This window comes from Gemmiger sp. An120 (genome assembly GCF_002160955.1).
Classification (GTDB): Bacteria; Bacillota; Clostridia; order Oscillospirales; family Ruminococcaceae; genus Gemmiger_A; species Gemmiger_A avium.
Genome location: NZ_NFLN01000003.1, coordinates 35475 through 51171, shown reverse-complemented (window position 1 = coordinate 51171; position 15697 = coordinate 35475). Strand labels below are relative to the sequence as shown.

Genomic DNA, 15697 nt, shown 5'->3' with positions numbered 1-15697 from the left:
AAGCCGTTCCTTTTTTGTTGTAATGCCGTTTAGTGCTCGCCGCAGTGGCCGCCGCAATGGCTGCCGCAGCCGTGATCGCCGCAGGCGTGGCCCTCTTCGTGATGATGGCCGTGATGGTCGCAATGGGCGTTGGGGTCAAAGGTCAGGTTGCCGGCGGCCAGCGCTTCGGCAGCCGCGTCGGCGCTGCCGCTCACACCGCCGTACAGCTTGATGTTAGCCGCGGCCAGCGCCATCTGGGCGCCCCCGCCGATGCCGCCGCAGATCAGCGCGTCCACGTTCAGCGCGGTCAGAACCCCGGCCAGCGCGCCGTGGCCGCTGCCCTGGGTATCCACCACCCGGGAGGAAACGATCTTGCCGTCCTCCACGTCATAGATCTTAAACTGGGCGGTATGGCCAAAATGCTGGAAAATCTGGCCGTTTTCATAGGTAACTGCAATTCTCATGATAGAATCTCCCTCCGGTTTCCGGTATTGCTGGTGATAACTCTGCTTGAAGCACGCGGAGAACCCGCACCCGGCCCCCTGCCCGTCGCATAGCCGGAACTCGCCGCCCTCAATGTGCAGCGGCCGCCCGTTCACCAGCATATCCGCCAGCTTGCGGCGGGCGCTTTCGTAGATCTTCTGCACGGTGGTGCGGGCAATCTGCATCGAGGCGCTGCACTGTTCCTGGGACAGCCCCTCCCCGTCGATCAGCCGGATAGTCTCGTATTCGTCGATGGTCAGCAGGATGGGGGACTGGTTTTCCGAAGCATCGGCCGGGCAAAACGCCACCGTCCGCGGATAGTGGCAGACCCGCCGGCATTTGGTCGGTCTTGGCATGGGCATCTCCTTTGTGCGTTCTGGTTTTCAGTATACGCTGGTTTATGGCATATGTCAATAACATGCCGGGCGGATTGACCACGCTGCTTTACTTTGCTAAAATATAGAAAGCAAACCTGTGAGGGGGAACGGGAAAATCGATGAAACGCGCACGCAATCAAATGATTCTGTCCATGGCCATTTTCGGCACACTGGCGCCCTTTGTACGGTGCATTTCAGTGTCGTCGGGGGAGCTGGCTTTGTACCGGGCGGTGTTGGCGGCCGTACTGATCGGGGCCTGGCTGCTGCTCATCCGGCAAATGGTGCCTTTTGGGGCCATCCGCCGCCAGCTTCCGCTGCTGCTGGCCTCCGGTGTGGCCATGGGCATCAACTGGATTCTGCTCTTTGAAGCCTACCGCTACACCACCGTTTCGGTGGCCACCTTAAGCTATTACTTCGCACCGGTGCTGGTCACGGCAGCCTGCCCGTTCCTGTTCCGCGAACGGCTCACCCTGAAACAGGGGGTCTGTTTTGTCATGTCCACCCTGGGCCTGGTGCTGATCACCGGCGCTTCCGGTATGGGGGAGAGCGGCACCGATCACCTGGGCATTCTGTTTGGACTGGGCGCGGCGGTGTTCTATGCCTCGGTGATCCTGCTGAACAAGTTTATCCGCGGGGTGGAGGGCATCCACCGCACCTTTGTGCAGTTCCTGGCCGCCATCCTCACCCTGATCCCCTATGTGGCGCTGACCGGCGGGGTTACCCTGGGCGGGCTGGACGGCCCGGGCTGGGTCTGCCTGTTGATCGTGGGGCTGGTACACACCGGCGTGACCTACTGCCTGTACTTCTCCGCCCTCAAAGAACTGCCGGGCCAGAAAGCCGCTATTTTGAGCTATATCGATCCGCTCACGGCGGTGCTGGTCTCGGTGCTGGTATTGCGGGAGAGCATCAGCCTGTGGCAGGCGGTGGGCGGCGCGCTGATCCTGGGCTTTACCCTGTGGAATGAGATCAGCCCGCCTGTCCGGGCAAAAAGCTGAGGAGAAAAAACAGAATGAACCAAGCCATGAACCCCTATCTCCCGGGCTGGGAGTATATCCCGGACGGCGAACCCTATGTCTTTGAGGGCCGTGTGTATGTGTACGGTTCCCACGACCGGTTCGGCGGGCCGCTGTTCTGTATGAATGACTATGTGTGCTGGTCCGCCCCGGTGGAGGATCTGAGCGCCTGGCGGTATGAGGGGGTTATCTACCGCAAAAACCAGGATCCGATGAATCCCTCCGGCCGCCGCTGCCTGTACGCCCCGGATGTGACCCGCGGCCCGGACGGCCGGTATTACCTGTACTACGCCTTTGATTTCCGGGGCGTCATGGGGGTGGCGGCCTGCGATACCCCGGCCGGGGAATACCAGTTTCACGGCCATGTCCGGTTTGCGGACGGGCATGTGTGGGGCACCCGGTCGGGGGAGCCCTTTCCCTTTGACCCCGGTGTCCTCACCGATGAGGACGGCCGGGTCTGGCTCTATTCCGGCTTTGCCACCCGGGTACCGGCCATCGCCTCGGGATTTCGCCGCCTGACCAACGAGGGCGGCGTGGTGCTGGAACTGGAGCCGGATATGCTCACCATCCGTTCCGGGCCCACCCTGCTGTTCCCCACAAAAAAGCAGCCCGGCCATTTTCCGGATCACGCCTTTTTTGAGGCCAGCTCCATCCGCAAGGTGGACGGCCGGTATTGCTTTGTCTATTCCTCCCAGCATAACCACGAACTCTGCTGGGCCATGGCCGACAGCCCCGCCGGGCCGTTCACCTTTGGCGGTACCCTGGTGGATATGGGGGATCTGTTCCTGAACGGCAATACCGACGAGCGGAAGGCGGTCAACTACTTGGGCAACACCCACGGCGGCATCGAGAAGATCGGGGAGGACTGGTACGTATTCTACCACCGGCAGACCAACCGCCATTCCTATTCCCGGCAGGGCTGCGCCGAACGGCTCACCCGCACCCCGGAGGGCGGATTCCGGCAGGCGGAGGTCACTTCCTGCGGCCTGAACGGCGGCCCGCTGGAGGGCCTTGGCCGCTATCCGGCCCGGATCGCCTGCCAGCTGTACAGCGGCCAAGGCTCAGCCCGGTACGATATCCGGTTCCCCCGGCTGCGGCTGGCGGGTCACCCCTACTTCACCCAGGAGACCCCGGACGGGGAACAGACCGATACCCAGTACATCGCCAACCTGCGAAACGGGGCGGTGGCTGGTTTCAAGTATTTCCGGCTGGCGGGCCTGCAGACGGTGGAAGTGGAACTGCGGGGCCGGGCCGATGGGGAACTGCTGGTGGCGGATACGCCGGACGGCGCACCGGCAGCCGCGATCCCGGTGCGGCTTCACACCCGGCAATGGACCACCCTCCGCGCCCCCTGTCCGCTACCGGATGGGGACAGGGCCCTGTACTTCCGCTACAAAGGCAAAGGCCGCCTGGATTTCCGGGCCTTTACACTGAGACAGCATCGCACTATATAAAACAATGCTCTCTGACTTTGTCAGAGAGCATTGTTTTATAGTTGTTCACTCTTCCGCAATGGCCTGATTCCCCGTGGACCAGACATGAGAGCTTTGCGAATTCTCCGGGGTATTGTCGGCCATAACACCCACCAGCTTATGGGGCAGATAGGCCTGCTCCAGGTAGGCGGTCTCCTCCCGGCTCAAAACCAGATCCACCGCCCGGACGGCGCTTTCCAGATGGGACGGTTTCGTGGCGCCTACCACCGGCGCGGTCACCTTTTGCAGCAGCCAGGCCAGCGAGATTTCGGCCATGGAAACGCCCCGGCGCGCAGCCAGCTCCGCCACCCGGTCAAGGATGACGCTGTCCTGCCGGGCGGTGGCGTCGTATTTGCCCTTGGCGTAGCTGTCCTCCCGCAGCCGGCGGGAGCTTTCACCCGGGTGCCGGGCCAGCCGCCCGCCGGCCAGCGGGCTGTAAGGAGTCATGGCGATGTTGTCTTCAGCGCAAAGCCGGGCCATTTCCCGCTCCTCTTCCCGGAAGATCAGATTGTAATGTCCCTGCACCGAAACAAACTGCGGAAAACCCGCCTGCCGGGCCAGGGCGTTTGCCTTGGCCAGCTGATAGGCAAAGCAGTTGGAGATGCCGATATACCGCACCTTTCCCGCCCGTACAGCCCGGTCCAGTCCCGCCAGCAGATCCTCCATCGGGGTGGCGTAATCCCACATATGGCAGATATACAGATCCACATAGTCCAAGCCCAGATTCCGCAGACTGGTGTCCAGCATCCGTTCCACATGGCGCTGGCCCGATACGCCGTCCTGAATCTCCTGCGGGGTGCGGGGCAGAAATTTGGTGGCCACCACAACCTCGTCACGCCGCGCAAAATCCCGCAATGCCCGCCCCAGATACTGCTCGCTGGTACCGCTCTGGTAGGCGATGGCGGTGTCAAAGAAATTGATGCCCTGTTCCAGACCGTGCCGGATCACGGCCCGGGACGCTTCCTCGTCCAGCGTCCAGCTGTGCTGGCCATTGCGGGCGTCACCGAACCCCATACACCCCAGGCAGATACGGGAAACGGTCAGATCCGAATTGCCGAGTTTGGTGTACTGCACAACACCGCCCCCTTATTCCAGCCCGTCGTATTGGTCGGCGCTTACCGGCTCCAGCCATTCGTTGGCGGTTTCCTCACCGGGTACCTCCACCGCGATGTGCGAGAACCAGCTGTCCTTCTTGGCCCCGTGCCAGTGCTTCACGTTGGCCGGAATGGTGATCACGGTGCCGGGGGTCAGGCTCACCGCAGGTTTGCCCTCTTCCTGGTACCAGCCCTCTCCGGCGGTGCAGATCAGCAGCTGGCCGCCGCCGCTTTTGGCATGATGGATGTGCCAGTTGTTCCGGCATCCCGGCTCAAAGGTAACGTTAGCCAGGAACACGGCGCATTTGCCAGCCTCGGTCAGCGGATTCAGATAGGAGTTCCCGATAAAATACCGGGCGTAAGCGCTGTTTTCTGCGCCCAGACCAAATACGTTCTGCCGGTCAAATTCCTGTTTATCTATGATCTTCATAGCAATATCCTCACTTTCTGTCAGCCCAAATCTTTATTCTGCTGGAAGTTCCAGCGTTTCCAGCCAGTTCAGAACCTCATCCTCGGAGGCACTGCCGGCAAACCGGCGCCCCTCCTGCCACTGTGCCTCGCCGGCAAGGGCGTGCAGATCCTCCGCACTGGAGCCGATCCCGCTGGAACCGGAGGTGCAGAACGGCACGATGACCGCATCCCCAAAATCGCAGCTTTCCAGGAAGGTATATACCACCTTGGGGGCGCCGCCCCACCAGATGGGATACCCCAAAAACACCAGGTCATAGCTGTCCGGGTCGTCCGGCGTGCCGGTGATGGCGGGCCGGGCGTCCGGGTCGCTCTGTTCCTGATTGGCCCGGCAATCGTCGTTGCTGTAGTTCAGATCATCCTCGGTGTAGGGCTCCTGCGGCTGAATCGCAAACAGATCGGCATCCAGCGCGCTTTGCAGAATACCGGCGATCCGCCCGGTGTTGCCGGTGGCCGAAAAATATGCCACCAGCACCCGCGTCTCTTCCTCGGAAGCGGGCTCTGCCTGGGATTCGGACGAAATCTCCGGGGAAGAAAAGGTCTGCGGCTCGCTGGCTGGGCTGGCCGGATCGGATGCGCCGCTCTGCCCGCCGGTTTCCGCGCAGGCGGCCAGGGTTCCGGCCAGCAGCAGAGAGGTCAGCAGTGAGAAAAATCGTTTCATCGTTTTCCGCCTCCTGATTTGGTTTTTGCCTTTCGGATCGCATGGCGCAGGTCGTCCAGGCGCTGCAGCTGATGTTCCCGAAAATGAATCTCGTCCAGAGCGGTACGGCGCTTTTCTTCCAGCATAGCCAGCCGGCGGGCGTCCGAGCCCGGCCCGTCCAGCAGCAGGCGCAGATAGGTCTCCACCTCGTCGCTGGCAAATCCCACATCGTGCAGGGTCATGATCAGACTCAGCCGTTCCAGATCGGTGTCGTCATACTGCCAGGCGCCCATCACCTTTTTTACCGCGCCGCACAGCTCCCAGCTTTCGTATTCCCGCAGAATCTCCATGGGGATCCGGTAGCGTTCGCTTGCCTCCTGAATGGTCATGACGCACCTCCTGATAAAAAAATGAAGGGGTCCTGTTCGGGACACCTTCATTGTAAACCGGCAGACCGGCCATGTCGAATACTTACTTTGAATCGTCAGAAATAGCTGCCAGGCATTGCCGGATGTGATCCAGCAGCGCCGCAAAGGCCGGCGGAAAGGACTCGGTTTTCTTCCAGGCCAGCACCGTGTCCGATTCAAGAGCAGAGGAGAGCGGCACAAACCGCAGCCCCTCATACTGGCAGCGCAGCTGCACGGTGATAAAAGCGCCCATGCCGGCCCGGGCCAGGGTCGCCATGTTGTAGGGCAGGTTTCCGGTGGCCACAGCCTGGATATTCGCCGCATACGGGCCGAACCAGCGTTCCAGTTCTTTCTGCACCAGGCCCCGCTCGGTCAGAATCAGCGGAATCTGCGCCAGATCCTGGGCAGTTACGGATTCTTTTTGCGCCAAAGGCGAATTTTCCGGCAGATGTACGCCCCAGTGCTCCTTGACCGGCATACGCAGAATATCATACCGGCTGATATCCACCGGTTCCAGTAAAAGGCCCAGATCCAGTGTGCCGTTCTCCAGCCGTTCTTTGGTGTGGTCGGCGTTGCCGCTGGAAAGCCGGTAGGTCACCCGGGGGTGCAGCTGATGAAAGGAAGCAAGCCATTCCGCCAGCAGATGCATTCCCTCCAGCTCACCGCTGCCGATGGCGATTTCGCCGTGCAGCTCCGGATCCCGGCGGAATTCCTGTTCGGTCTTTTCCGCCAGATCCACCAGTTCCTGGGCGCGCCGCCGCAGAAGCATTCCGTCGTCGGTCAGCACAATGCGGTACCGGCTGCGGTAAAACAGCTGCACTCCCAGTTCCTCCTCCAGCTGCATCAGCTGCCGGGACAGGGTGGGCTGGGTCAGATGCAGCAGCGCCGCGGCCCGGGTGATGTTTTCTTCCCGTGCCACCGCCAGAAAATATTTCAAAACCCGCAGTTCCATGGGATCGCCCTCCTTCTGCTTTCATCCTAGCACACCGGGAGGGCCCGCACAAGAGAAAAATGCCTGTCAGGAATGATTTGCGCATTATGAGTGAGAAAATGAATACCTGCTTCGGAAACTATTTCAAGAGCCGCCGCCTGCTTACTGCACCGCCGTCACCCGGTACGGGATGACAGTATCCCGGTCGGGGCACCAGTAAAGCCAGTCACCCTCCACAAGAGGTTCAGCGGGATAATAAACCGGGTGCACCGGGGGTTCCACAGCTTCCAGCGTCATGACCTCCTGGCCATCCTGATCCAGAATGGATATGGGGGTTACTTCCTTGCCTGCCTCATTGGTATAGCTGGTACCTTTGGCGGCGCGCAGCAGCGGCGGAGTGGCCAGCTCGTTGAACTGGGCATCGTACCGGCGAATCGCCTGGCTGCCCTGTACGCCCAGATACTGGGCCCCGGTTTCGTCCGGATCGCCCGCCATCCATAAACCGGCATCCAGCAGAGGCTGACCATTCAGATCCACACCGATGTCGTCGTCCGCTGCCTCGTCCCATACGGCCAGCCAATTGGGATAAAACCGGTCGATGGTATCCGCATCCACCGGCAGTTCGGCCCCGGTGCGGTCATAGGCCACCCCATTGTACACAATGCCGCCAGGGTAGTATTCGGCCCCGGTGGAAAGGCAGTTGCCGTATCCGTAGGGCATGTCCGCCATCACCAGCGAACCGTCTGCATTGTACAGTTCACCGGCGCCGTCCTGGTCATCGTCCATAAAGTAATAGCCGTATGCCGGGTCGGCCCAGGCGGCGTAAACTTCACCGGCAATCAGTTCGCAGCGGCTGTTGTAGATGTCGTAATATTTCCGGCTGATCCCGCCGGTACCGCCCGAAGAGGCATACTCGTAGCACAGGCCGTAGGCTACCTGGCCCACCCAGGTGACCTGGTCGTATATCGGCTCCACTACAATGTTGCCGTCCAGGTCACTGTAACCCCATTTGCCGTCCCGGTAATAGGGCACGATGCCGGATTCGCTGCAGCGGAAATTGTTGCCCATCCAGTACAACTCTTCCCGGCGGGGGGAGGAGTAAGGATCGTTGGGATCGTAGGTGCTGGGCAGCCCGTAAAAATCGATCCGGTACAGTTCCTCCGCCGGTACCGTGTACAGGGGTTTGTATTCCCCCTCCTCGCTGATATAGCCGGCCTGGCCGTCCTTGTACACAAAGGCCCAGCCGTTAAAGAAGGGGCTCACATGCTGGTATCCGTCGAACACATTGCTGGCGGTCAGGGTCAGCGCCCCCTCCACCGGCAGGTTGGCAGTAAGCTGCTTGCTTACCGGTGCCGCAGGCTCCGGCGTGGCAGCAGGCTCGGAATACGACGCAGCAGGGGCAGAAGAAGAGGAAGGCGCCAGGGCTTCACCGCCGCAGGCTGCCAGCATGGTGCAAAGTACCGCAGCGCTTACCAGCCGCAGAATACGATCAGTCTTCATAAAAGACACTCCTTTGTAGGCTCAGAATGAGAATATGTCGTGCCATGAAGAATTTTACTTCGATAAAACAACCAGAGCATACCACCGGTTAAGGAAAAAGTCAACAAAAATTTTATTACGATAAAAATTTTCCGAAAAAGCCTTGACAAGGCGGGCCGGAGACGCGTATCCTGAAAAACGAAGAATTTTGTTGCGATAAAATAATTCGTGCGTGGAAAGAAAGGAGGCTGCCATGGAGCCCATCAAACTATTCGATGCGGAGCTGACGGTTATGCAGTATCTGTGGGAGAATGGCCGTGTGATGGCAACCCGGATAGCCGAGGATCTTATGGCGCAGTATGGCTGGAAAAAGAGTACCACCTATATTGTGCTCAAGCGGCTGGAAGGCAAGGGCGCGATCCGCCGCCAGAACCCCAAATATTGGGTGGAGCCGCTGGTAAGCCGCAGCCAGGTACAGCATTCCGAGACCAGCAGCCTGCTGGATAAGATGTTTGGCGGCAGCTTTACCAGCCTGTTTGCCAATTTCCTGTCCTCCGAGCAGGTGTCAGCCGGCACGCTGGAAGAACTGCAGGCCCTGCTTGACGAGAAAAAGAAAGAACAATAGGTGGGTACAGGATAAAATGGAGGCATCCGGATGATGCAAGCATTTCTGTCGGTGCTCAATATGAGCATCGCCTCAACCATCCTGTTGGCGATGGTGCTGGTATGGCGCTGGGCCCTGCGCCAGTACGGAGCCGCCGGGTTCCGCTGCCTGGTGTGGCTGCCCTTTTTGTTCCGGCTGCTGGTTCCGTATTCCTTTCCCAGCGGGTTCAGTGTGTACAACCTGATTCCGGGACGGCTGGAAAAACCCGGCGGCGCGCTGCTGAGCATAGCCTATCTGGACACAGCCGCCCTGGGCGAACAATCGCTGGCGGCCGGGCAGAATCTGGCGTACAAGCAGCTGCTGGGCCTGGCCTGCGGGATCTGGGCGGCAGGGGCCGCTGCCATGCTGCTGTATATGGCAGCGCAGTACCTGTGGCAGCGGATCTCCCTGACCACCGCCTATCGCCTGCCGGAAAACGAAACCGCCTCCTATGCGGCCCGTGCGGGGCAGCGCAAGCCCTCTCCGGTGCTGTGTACCGGTGCGGTGCGGGGCCCGCTGGTGTTTGGGCTGGTGCATCCCCGGGTGCTGCTGCCGCTTTCCTTGTGGGAACAGCCACACGGGAGGGAGTACATCCTGCTGCATGAGTTTACCCATATTCGCTGGGGCGACCATGTGGTGCTTATGGCGGCCAATCTGGCGCTGGCGCTGCACTGGTTCAACCCGCTGGTGTGGCTGGCCCGCCGCCGGATGGCGCAGGACATCGAGCGCGCCTGCGACGCCCGGGTGCTGCGCGGGCTGGAACGGCAGCAGCAGCTGGCCTATGCCCAGGCATTGGTGGATTGGGCCGGCCGCCGCTCCGGCTGGAACGGCTATGCGGCGTTTGGTGACCGGGATGTGAGCCAGCGTGTGCGGGGCGTGCTGGCCTGGAAACGGCTGCCCCGCTGGGCCGAACTGCTGCTGGGGGCTGCGATGGTGGCCTGTTTCCTGTGTACCGCCACCAATCCGCTGGTTCGGGCGGATACCTACCTGCCGGTATCCTCGCCCTTTGTAAGCGAAGCCGACCGGGATCTGTTCCGCGCGGCAGCCTGGCGGCTGGCGGAAGGGCTGGAAAATGCCGATCCCCTGGCGCTGGCCGGGCAGGCCAGCATGGATGCGGCCTATTTTGCACCATTGTATGAGGAACTGGCCGGCATGCGTCTGGAGATCGACGGGATGCGGCTGTACTGCAACAGTGCCGATGCGGCGGAGCTCTACATCCAGGTGACCGTGCAGGACGGCGCGGGGGTATATGCTTCCGGTGAAGGCGTACTGGTGGCTCATATGGTGCGCACCGGCTACCGTCCGGAGCCTTTTGTGGACTGTCTGATGCCCCAGGCCAAGTACGAGAGCATGCGCCGGGCGGATACCGGCAGTGAGGCCGCCCGGCTGGCGGTACGGCTGTGCGCCGAGCTGGAGCCCGGGGATTTTGAGGCGCAGAGCCTTTCCCCCGTAACGGTAGCCCGGGTGTGCATGGCCAGTGCAATCCAGGACAAAGGAGAGACGTCCCCCTTTTCTCCCGCCCGGATGGAACAGCTGGCCCGGGAATATTTTGACCTGGAGGATTTTTCCTGCCGTGACCCCGCTGTGTTCGATGCCGCGGCAGGAACCTATTACTATGAAACAACCTCCACACCCCGTATGTGTGTGACCGGGTGGGAGAATACCAGCGAAGGCGGGGTGCGGGTGACGGTGGAAAGCTATGAGGATCCGCTGTGCCTGTACCCGCTGAGCCGGTTGGAATGTGAGATGCGCAAGGCGGGCTGAACCCGCCGACAGGAGGAAACGGAAAATGAAGAGATTGTTTGAGCGCATGCGGCGGACCGCTGCGGCGGCGCTGAGTGCGGCGCTGCTGTGGGGTGTGCTGCTGCCGGCAACCCCGGTACGGGCGGAGGATGCCCCCGCGCCGCAGGCGGTAAACGATGCCGGGCAGGAGCTGATTCTGCTGCATAAGCACGAAACCGGGCAGAATGACATGCCCTATGTGACCGATACCCTGCGGGATGGGAGTACGATCCCGGTCCTGAAGCTGTCTTTCGGGGAGATCACCCTGTGCCGGGGCGATGCGGACCACCCGCTGACCCAAAGCGAGACCACCGTCCAGCTGTATCTGGGCGACACCCTTGTGCCGGAAGACGCCGTGAAGTTTGTCCCGCTGCACGATACGTATGCCCAGTACGGCGTGCAGGTCAATACCAGCGTGGTGCTGACCCAGCTGCTGGCCCAGGCCAGCCCGGATTTCGGGATGACATTGAAGCTGACCGCGGGGGAGGAGAGCCTGTCCATCACAATCCCCAACGCGGGGGTAACGGTAGAAGGGCCGACAAACGTGCCGCTGACCATCCAGGCTGCCGGCCCGGATCTGTATGCGGCAAGTGTGTACCTGAATGTAACCAGCGATGCCTTGCGGTATATCCAGCCCAACATGGACTGGATCGCCGCGGACATGCAGCTGACCGGGAGCATTGCGGAGTATTTTACCGATCCCCGGACAAGCGAGGGGTACGGCCTGGTGTTCACCCCAACTGAAAAGCTGGCGGAGCTGGCCGCGCATCAGCCGGTAAGCGGCCAGCTTACCTGGACCGGCAAGCTGGACAGCTAGCCGCACAGCCTGGAGATATCCTATATCAACGCTGGCTGGTGGGGCAGCTGGTACAGCTGGAGCGGCACAGGAAGCGAGTACTGGATGCCGGATACCGGGGTGCAGCTGGAGGCGGGCCAGTCCGGCAGCTTCCTGCTGCGTCTGTATCCTCAGAACACAAACCCGTCCAGCGGTGCCCAGCCCATCCGGCTGGATGAGCAGTATCTGCAAAAGAACCTGCCGGCGGGCATTACCGCCACCCTGCAGGAAGATGGCGTTACCCTGCGGGTGGACTACGCGCTGACCAGCGCCGATGTGAACCCGGCGGATACTTCCTGGACCCTGACGGCAAACCTGCCGGGAATGGCCAGCCCGGCCGTGGTAAATCTGCAGGTAAAGGCCGCCCCTGCCTACTGGCTGGCCAGCTTCAGCATGAACCCTTCGCTGCCGCCCTATTCATACCAGTATACCAGCATGACAAGCCTTAATATAGCTACCCTGTACGAGGGCTATGCCCTGATCCCGCTGATTGACGGCCGCCCCGCCGCCACCCGGGAAGAACTGGAACAGAGCGGCATTACGGTGGCCGACAGCGCCGACCCGTACCTTATCCAGGCCACGCCCCGGCTGCTGAACTTCACCGACAGCAGTGGCAAAACCAGCCAGGTGTGGGGGCTGTGCCTGGCAGCCCTGGCGGAAAACGCTGTCAGTGAATCCCGCACCCTGACCGTTTCCCGAAATGGCGAGTCTGTGGGGACGGTGGCCTATACCCTGGACGGCATGAACAACAACGGCAACAGAACGACCCCTCTGCAGAGCGACGCGCTGAAAACCCTTGAACTGAACGGTCAGGCGCAGCCCGGCACCATCTACGCCGTAAAGGACAATAACGGCCAGGCGCTTCCCCTTACCGCGGCACCGGTGGTTACCGGTACGGCGGCCCAGAACCTGACGGTGGTCTGGAAAGAGGGCCTGTCCGGCGTGCGGGTGGACCTGAACGCGGAGCAGGTACCCGGTGAGGCCACCGTGGAGATCCGGGTGGGGGATACGGTGCGCCGGATCGTCTACACCTTTATCCGGTATCCGGCATCGGCTACCTACTACTCCAAGGGCCTGGACGGCAGCCGCCGCAACTACAACGAAACGCTGCAGTTTACCGGCGATCTGGCCGGGGTCAGCGGCCGCAATCCCCAGCCGGTGCAAACCGCCCGTTTCACCGAGGATGGCAGCTTTGATGTCTATCTCTATTCCATGCAGTACATAGCCCAGGAACAGTATGCCGATCCCACCCAAATGGACCGTTACTACAGCTTTGCCGCCGAACTGGTGGAGAACATCCAGTTCTATACCTCCGACCCGGAGGTGCTGCGGATCGAAAAGCAGATCACCCATTCCGATGAAACTGACGGGGCTTTCCCGGGCAACGGCTACGCCAACCCGGAGGGCAACTGCTTTGGCGTGACCCTGACCCCTGGCGGCAAGAGCGGCAGCTGCGATGTGTACGCGGTGATTCAGCTCAAGCGCCCCAGCGACAACGATCCCTTTGGCTGCGACACAAGCAAAACCCCGGAGACGGTGACCATTGGCCACACCTTTACGGTGCAGTCCAGGGAAGAAACCGAAACCTATACCGCAAACCCGGATACCCTGCCGTCGGTGCTGGAGAGCATCACCATGACCAGTACCCCGGTGCTGGTGCTGCTGGAAGGCGGGGAGTATCCCATGGACCTGAATCTCAGCGGCAAAAACCTGATCCTGCGCAGTGCTGACCCGGAGAATCCCGCCCGCTTTACCGGGGACCCGGACGCGGAGGGCGGATTTATCATCCAGGTAAACGCCCCCTCGGCCAGCTTCGCGCTGGAAGACCTGGTGGTGGACGGCGGCGGCAAACGGGGCGGCGTCCAGCAGCTGGGAGACAGCATGCAGGGAATTAGGATTCCCTTTACGATCCGCCGCTGCCAGATCCAAAACTGCACCACCGGCGTTTCGGGCATGCTCATGGGCGGTCTGCGGCTGGAAAATACGCTGGTGGACAATTGCGCCACCGGCGTGGACGGTGCCCAGCTGTACTACTGCACCCTGCAGAACAACGGCATCGCGCTGGCCCAGCAGTATCAGGTGAATATTACCCAGGACTTTACCGCCCGGTGGAGCCGGTTTACCGGCAACACCACCGACGTGGCCATCCTGACCACGGTGATGGGGGATGCCGCCTACACCGTGAACCTGCCTCAGAACTACTGGAACGGAAACCCTGCGCCCATCCTGAAAGTGCTGAAACTGGATGACCCGGATACCGAACTGGAAGGCAAAACGGTGCATCTGTACGCCTCTCCCTATTACGCGGATGCGGCGCTCACCACCCTGAACGTGGATGTTTCCACCACCCAGGTAGAGGATGGAACCCTGTTGCTGCCGGTGGAGAAAAGCGAGACCGGCGAGGGCGGCATGAAGATGTCCGCCGAGGCGTTCGCCGCCATCCAGGAGGCGGATATGCCCGCGCAGTTCCCCATCCTGGATACCGAATCCCGGGAGATGGCCCGCTGGAGTTTTGAAAAGATCCAAAACACCACGATCGACACCGAGCTGAATGTGGAGGACGAACTCTCCGACCAGGCCCAGGCCGCAGTGGACAAGCTGCCGCAGAGCGAGCAGAACAAGATCCTGCAGGAGGTCAACCTGAGCCACAACGGCCAGCTGCCGGGCCGGGCCACCCTGTCCATCAAAGCCAGCCAGCTTCCTTCCGGCGGCGTGGAGCAGCTGTATCTGTACTGGGTCAAGGCGGACGGCTCCATTGTGCCCGCCGAAGTGATCGACGTGACCTATGACGCGGCCACCCGGTGCTATGTGATCACCATTGACCATTGTTCCGAGTATGTGATCACCAGCGGCAAGCTGGAAACCACGGGGGGCGGCGGATCCGCTACACCCGAGCCCACTCCCGGCTCTGGTGACGGTGGGTCTGGCACCGCGCCCACGGCAACCCCAACAGCCATGCCCTCTCCCACGCCGCATGCCAGTGCGGAAAACCGGCCGGAAGCCTCGTCCCGGCCCACCCAAAGCGAACTGTTCAGCGCGCAGCAGGTGATCGATGCGTTCAAGGCCCAGCCCGACAGCGTGCGCCTGGATGTAACGGTCCAGGACAAGGTCAGCCAGAAAGCCTTTGAACTGCTGGCCAACCGGCCGGACGCCGAACTGCGGCTGGAGGGCGAAGGCTTTGCCTGGGTGTTCCGCGGCAGCGAGCTTGTCTCCACCGAACTGCCCGGCGGGGTCTTTGCCGCCGGTGTGACCCTGGGCGTGGACAACGAAACGGCCGACCGCATTGCCAAAATCGCGGCAGGCGCACCCTGGTACGGGTTTGAAACCGAGTATTCCGGCCAGCTGCCCGGCCCTGCGCAGCTGGAACTGGTGGTAAACACTTCGGCATTTACCGGCATGCAGTGCGGGCTGTACTGGCTGCCCGAGACCGGAGACGCAGAACGGATCGCCACGGTAACGGTAGGGGAGGACGGCCGCGTTTCTCTGCCGCTGGAACATTGCTCCCTCTACTTCCTTGTGGCGGAAGAGCCGGCGGAACTGTCCGCCAGCCCCACACCGGCGCCGGATACCAGCACCCCTGCCCCGGAAGAAGCGGCAGACGAACCCGCATCCGGTTTCCCGGTTATTCCGGTTGCCGGCGGGGGCGTACTTCTGGCAGCAGTTTTGGCAGCCATCCTTTGGTTCCGCCGCCGCTAAGAAAGTAACTAGGCGGACAGCCAATCCCGAAAATACAAAACCGATATTCCAATGCCCAAGCAGAGGCAATGGAATATCGGCTTTTTGTTGTCTGCAACCCAGCTGCACAAGAAAGAGGCGTCTCCTGCCGGAAACGCCTTTTTCATCTGTGTGGACAAAAATAAATCCGAACCCTCACCCATCGGTGCAAAGTCCGGATTCATCTGGTGGAGATAAGCGGGATCGAACCGCTGACCTCTTGAATGCCATTCAAGCGCTCTCCCAGCTGAGCTATACCCCCACATGTTCACCTGTCAGCAGCCGTTTGTCGACTGCTTGATTATTATAGCAGGTGATTATGGGTTTGTCAATGTTTTTTTGAATTAATAAAGCGTTTGGTAACAATGACGGTACAAAGT

At 61.1% G+C, this 15697-nt stretch carries 13 protein-coding genes and 1 tRNA gene; 6 read left to right on the top strand and 8 right to left on the bottom strand.

What is annotated here, in order from left to right; all coding sequences use genetic code 11:
- Positions 1 to 29: 29 nt before the first annotated feature.
- A complete protein-coding gene (locus B5E65_RS03615; RefSeq protein ID WP_087170416.1) occupies positions 30 to 818 on the bottom strand; it encodes a DUF134 domain-containing protein in 789 nt (262 codons plus the stop codon).
- Between the two features lie 140 nt (positions 819 to 958).
- On the opposite strand from B5E65_RS03615, the gene B5E65_RS03610 reads away from it, so the two are divergent.
- Both B5E65_RS03610 and B5E65_RS03605 read left to right on the top strand, forming a co-directional pair.
- On the top strand, positions 959 to 1834 hold the full coding sequence (locus B5E65_RS03610; RefSeq protein ID WP_087170415.1) for a DMT family transporter: 876 nt from the start codon (positions 959 to 961) through the stop codon (positions 1832 to 1834).
- 14 nt (positions 1835 to 1848) lie between these two features.
- The gene (locus B5E65_RS03605) at positions 1849 to 3306 is read left to right on the top strand and encodes a family 43 glycosylhydrolase (RefSeq protein ID WP_087170414.1); all 1458 of its coding nucleotides are present in this window, start codon (positions 1849 to 1851) and stop codon (positions 3304 to 3306) included.
- 45 nt (positions 3307 to 3351) lie between these two features.
- Here B5E65_RS03605 and B5E65_RS03600 read toward each other — a convergent pair whose 3' ends face one another.
- The 6 genes from B5E65_RS03600 to B5E65_RS03575 form a co-directional block, all read right to left on the bottom strand.
- Positions 3352 to 4398 (bottom strand): aldo/keto reductase, encoded by a 1047-nt coding sequence (locus tag B5E65_RS03600; protein WP_087170413.1) that lies wholly within the window; start codon positions 4396 to 4398, stop codon positions 3352 to 3354.
- A gap of 12 nt (positions 4399 to 4410) precedes the next feature.
- Entirely contained in the window at positions 4411 to 4848 is a 438-nt protein-coding gene (locus B5E65_RS03595; protein WP_087170412.1) for a cupin domain-containing protein, read from the bottom strand.
- A 33-nt stretch (positions 4849 to 4881) separates the two neighbouring features.
- Positions 4882 to 5547 carry a flavodoxin gene (locus B5E65_RS03590; protein ID WP_087170411.1) on the bottom strand — a complete coding sequence of 222 codons (666 nt, stop codon included), beginning with the start codon at positions 5545 to 5547 and terminating at the stop codon, positions 4882 to 4884.
- Entirely contained in the window at positions 5544 to 5915 is a 372-nt protein-coding gene (locus B5E65_RS03585) for a MerR family transcriptional regulator (RefSeq protein ID WP_087170410.1), read from the bottom strand. The genes B5E65_RS03590 and B5E65_RS03585 overlap by 4 nt, the downstream gene beginning before the upstream one ends.
- Positions 5916 to 5997: 82 nt before the next feature.
- Positions 5998 to 6885 carry a LysR family transcriptional regulator gene (locus tag B5E65_RS03580; protein WP_087170409.1) on the bottom strand — a complete coding sequence of 296 codons (888 nt, stop codon included), beginning with the start codon at positions 6883 to 6885 and terminating at the stop codon, positions 5998 to 6000.
- Between the two features lie 141 nt (positions 6886 to 7026).
- Positions 7027 to 8364 carry a WG repeat-containing protein gene (locus B5E65_RS03575; RefSeq protein ID WP_087170408.1) on the bottom strand — a complete coding sequence of 446 codons (1338 nt, stop codon included), beginning with the start codon at positions 8362 to 8364 and terminating at the stop codon, positions 7027 to 7029.
- 232 nt (positions 8365 to 8596) lie between these two features.
- Here B5E65_RS03575 and B5E65_RS03570 point away from each other — a divergent pair, with 232 nt between their 5' ends.
- The 4 genes from B5E65_RS03570 to B5E65_RS03555 all read left to right on the top strand — a co-directional run bounded on the left by B5E65_RS03570 (position 8597) and on the right by B5E65_RS03555 (position 15299).
- Entirely contained in the window at positions 8597 to 8968 is a 372-nt protein-coding gene (locus tag B5E65_RS03570) for a BlaI/MecI/CopY family transcriptional regulator (RefSeq protein WP_087170407.1), read from the top strand.
- 30 nt (positions 8969 to 8998) lie between these two features.
- Positions 8999 to 10750, top strand: coding sequence for a M56 family metallopeptidase (locus tag B5E65_RS03565; RefSeq protein ID WP_087170406.1), 1752 nt, complete (start codon positions 8999 to 9001; stop codon positions 10748 to 10750).
- A gap of 25 nt (positions 10751 to 10775) precedes the next feature.
- A complete protein-coding gene (locus B5E65_RS03560) occupies positions 10776 to 11585 on the top strand; it encodes a hypothetical protein (protein ID WP_087170405.1) in 810 nt (269 codons plus the stop codon).
- A gap of 84 nt (positions 11586 to 11669) precedes the next feature.
- On the top strand, positions 11670 to 15299 hold the full coding sequence (locus B5E65_RS03555; protein ID WP_087170404.1) for a hypothetical protein: 3630 nt from the start codon (positions 11670 to 11672) through the stop codon (positions 15297 to 15299).
- Positions 15300 to 15503: 204 nt separating this feature from the next.
- On the opposite strand, the gene B5E65_RS03550 is transcribed toward B5E65_RS03555, so the two are convergent.
- Positions 15504 to 15579, bottom strand: a tRNA-Ala gene (locus B5E65_RS03550).
- Positions 15580 to 15697 lie beyond the last annotated feature (118 nt).

Bases quoted from the DNA above. Each gene is read 5' to 3' on its own strand.
- B5E65_RS03560 (WP_087170405.1), top strand. From the start codon at position 10,776: ATGAAGAGATTGTTTGAGCGCATGCGGCGGACCGCTGCGGCGGCGCTG.
- B5E65_RS03595 (WP_087170412.1), bottom strand. From the start codon at position 4,848: ATGAAGATCATAGATAAACAGGAATTTGACCGGCAGAACGTATTTGGT.
- B5E65_RS03610 (WP_087170415.1), top strand. From the start codon at position 959: ATGAAACGCGCACGCAATCAAATGATTCTGTCCATGGCCATTTTCGGC.
- B5E65_RS03590 (WP_087170411.1), bottom strand. From the start codon at position 5,547: ATGAAACGATTTTTCTCACTGCTGACCTCTCTGCTGCTGGCCGGAACC.
- B5E65_RS03580 (WP_087170409.1), bottom strand. From the start codon at position 6,885: ATGGAACTGCGGGTTTTGAAATATTTTCTGGCGGTGGCACGGGAAGAA.
- B5E65_RS03570 (WP_087170407.1), top strand. From the start codon at position 8,597: ATGGAGCCCATCAAACTATTCGATGCGGAGCTGACGGTTATGCAGTAT.
- B5E65_RS03585 (WP_087170410.1), bottom strand. From the start codon at position 5,915: ATGACCATTCAGGAGGCAAGCGAACGCTACCGGATCCCCATGGAGATT.
- B5E65_RS03615 (WP_087170416.1), bottom strand. From the start codon at position 818: ATGCCAAGACCGACCAAATGCCGGCGGGTCTGCCACTATCCGCGGACG.
- B5E65_RS03605 (WP_087170414.1), top strand. From the start codon at position 1,849: ATGAACCAAGCCATGAACCCCTATCTCCCGGGCTGGGAGTATATCCCG.
- B5E65_RS03565 (WP_087170406.1), top strand. From the start codon at position 8,999: ATGATGCAAGCATTTCTGTCGGTGCTCAATATGAGCATCGCCTCAACC.
- B5E65_RS03555 (WP_087170404.1), top strand. From the start codon at position 11,670: ATGCCGGATACCGGGGTGCAGCTGGAGGCGGGCCAGTCCGGCAGCTTC.
- B5E65_RS03575 (WP_087170408.1), bottom strand. From the start codon at position 8,364: ATGAAGACTGATCGTATTCTGCGGCTGGTAAGCGCTGCGGTACTTTGC.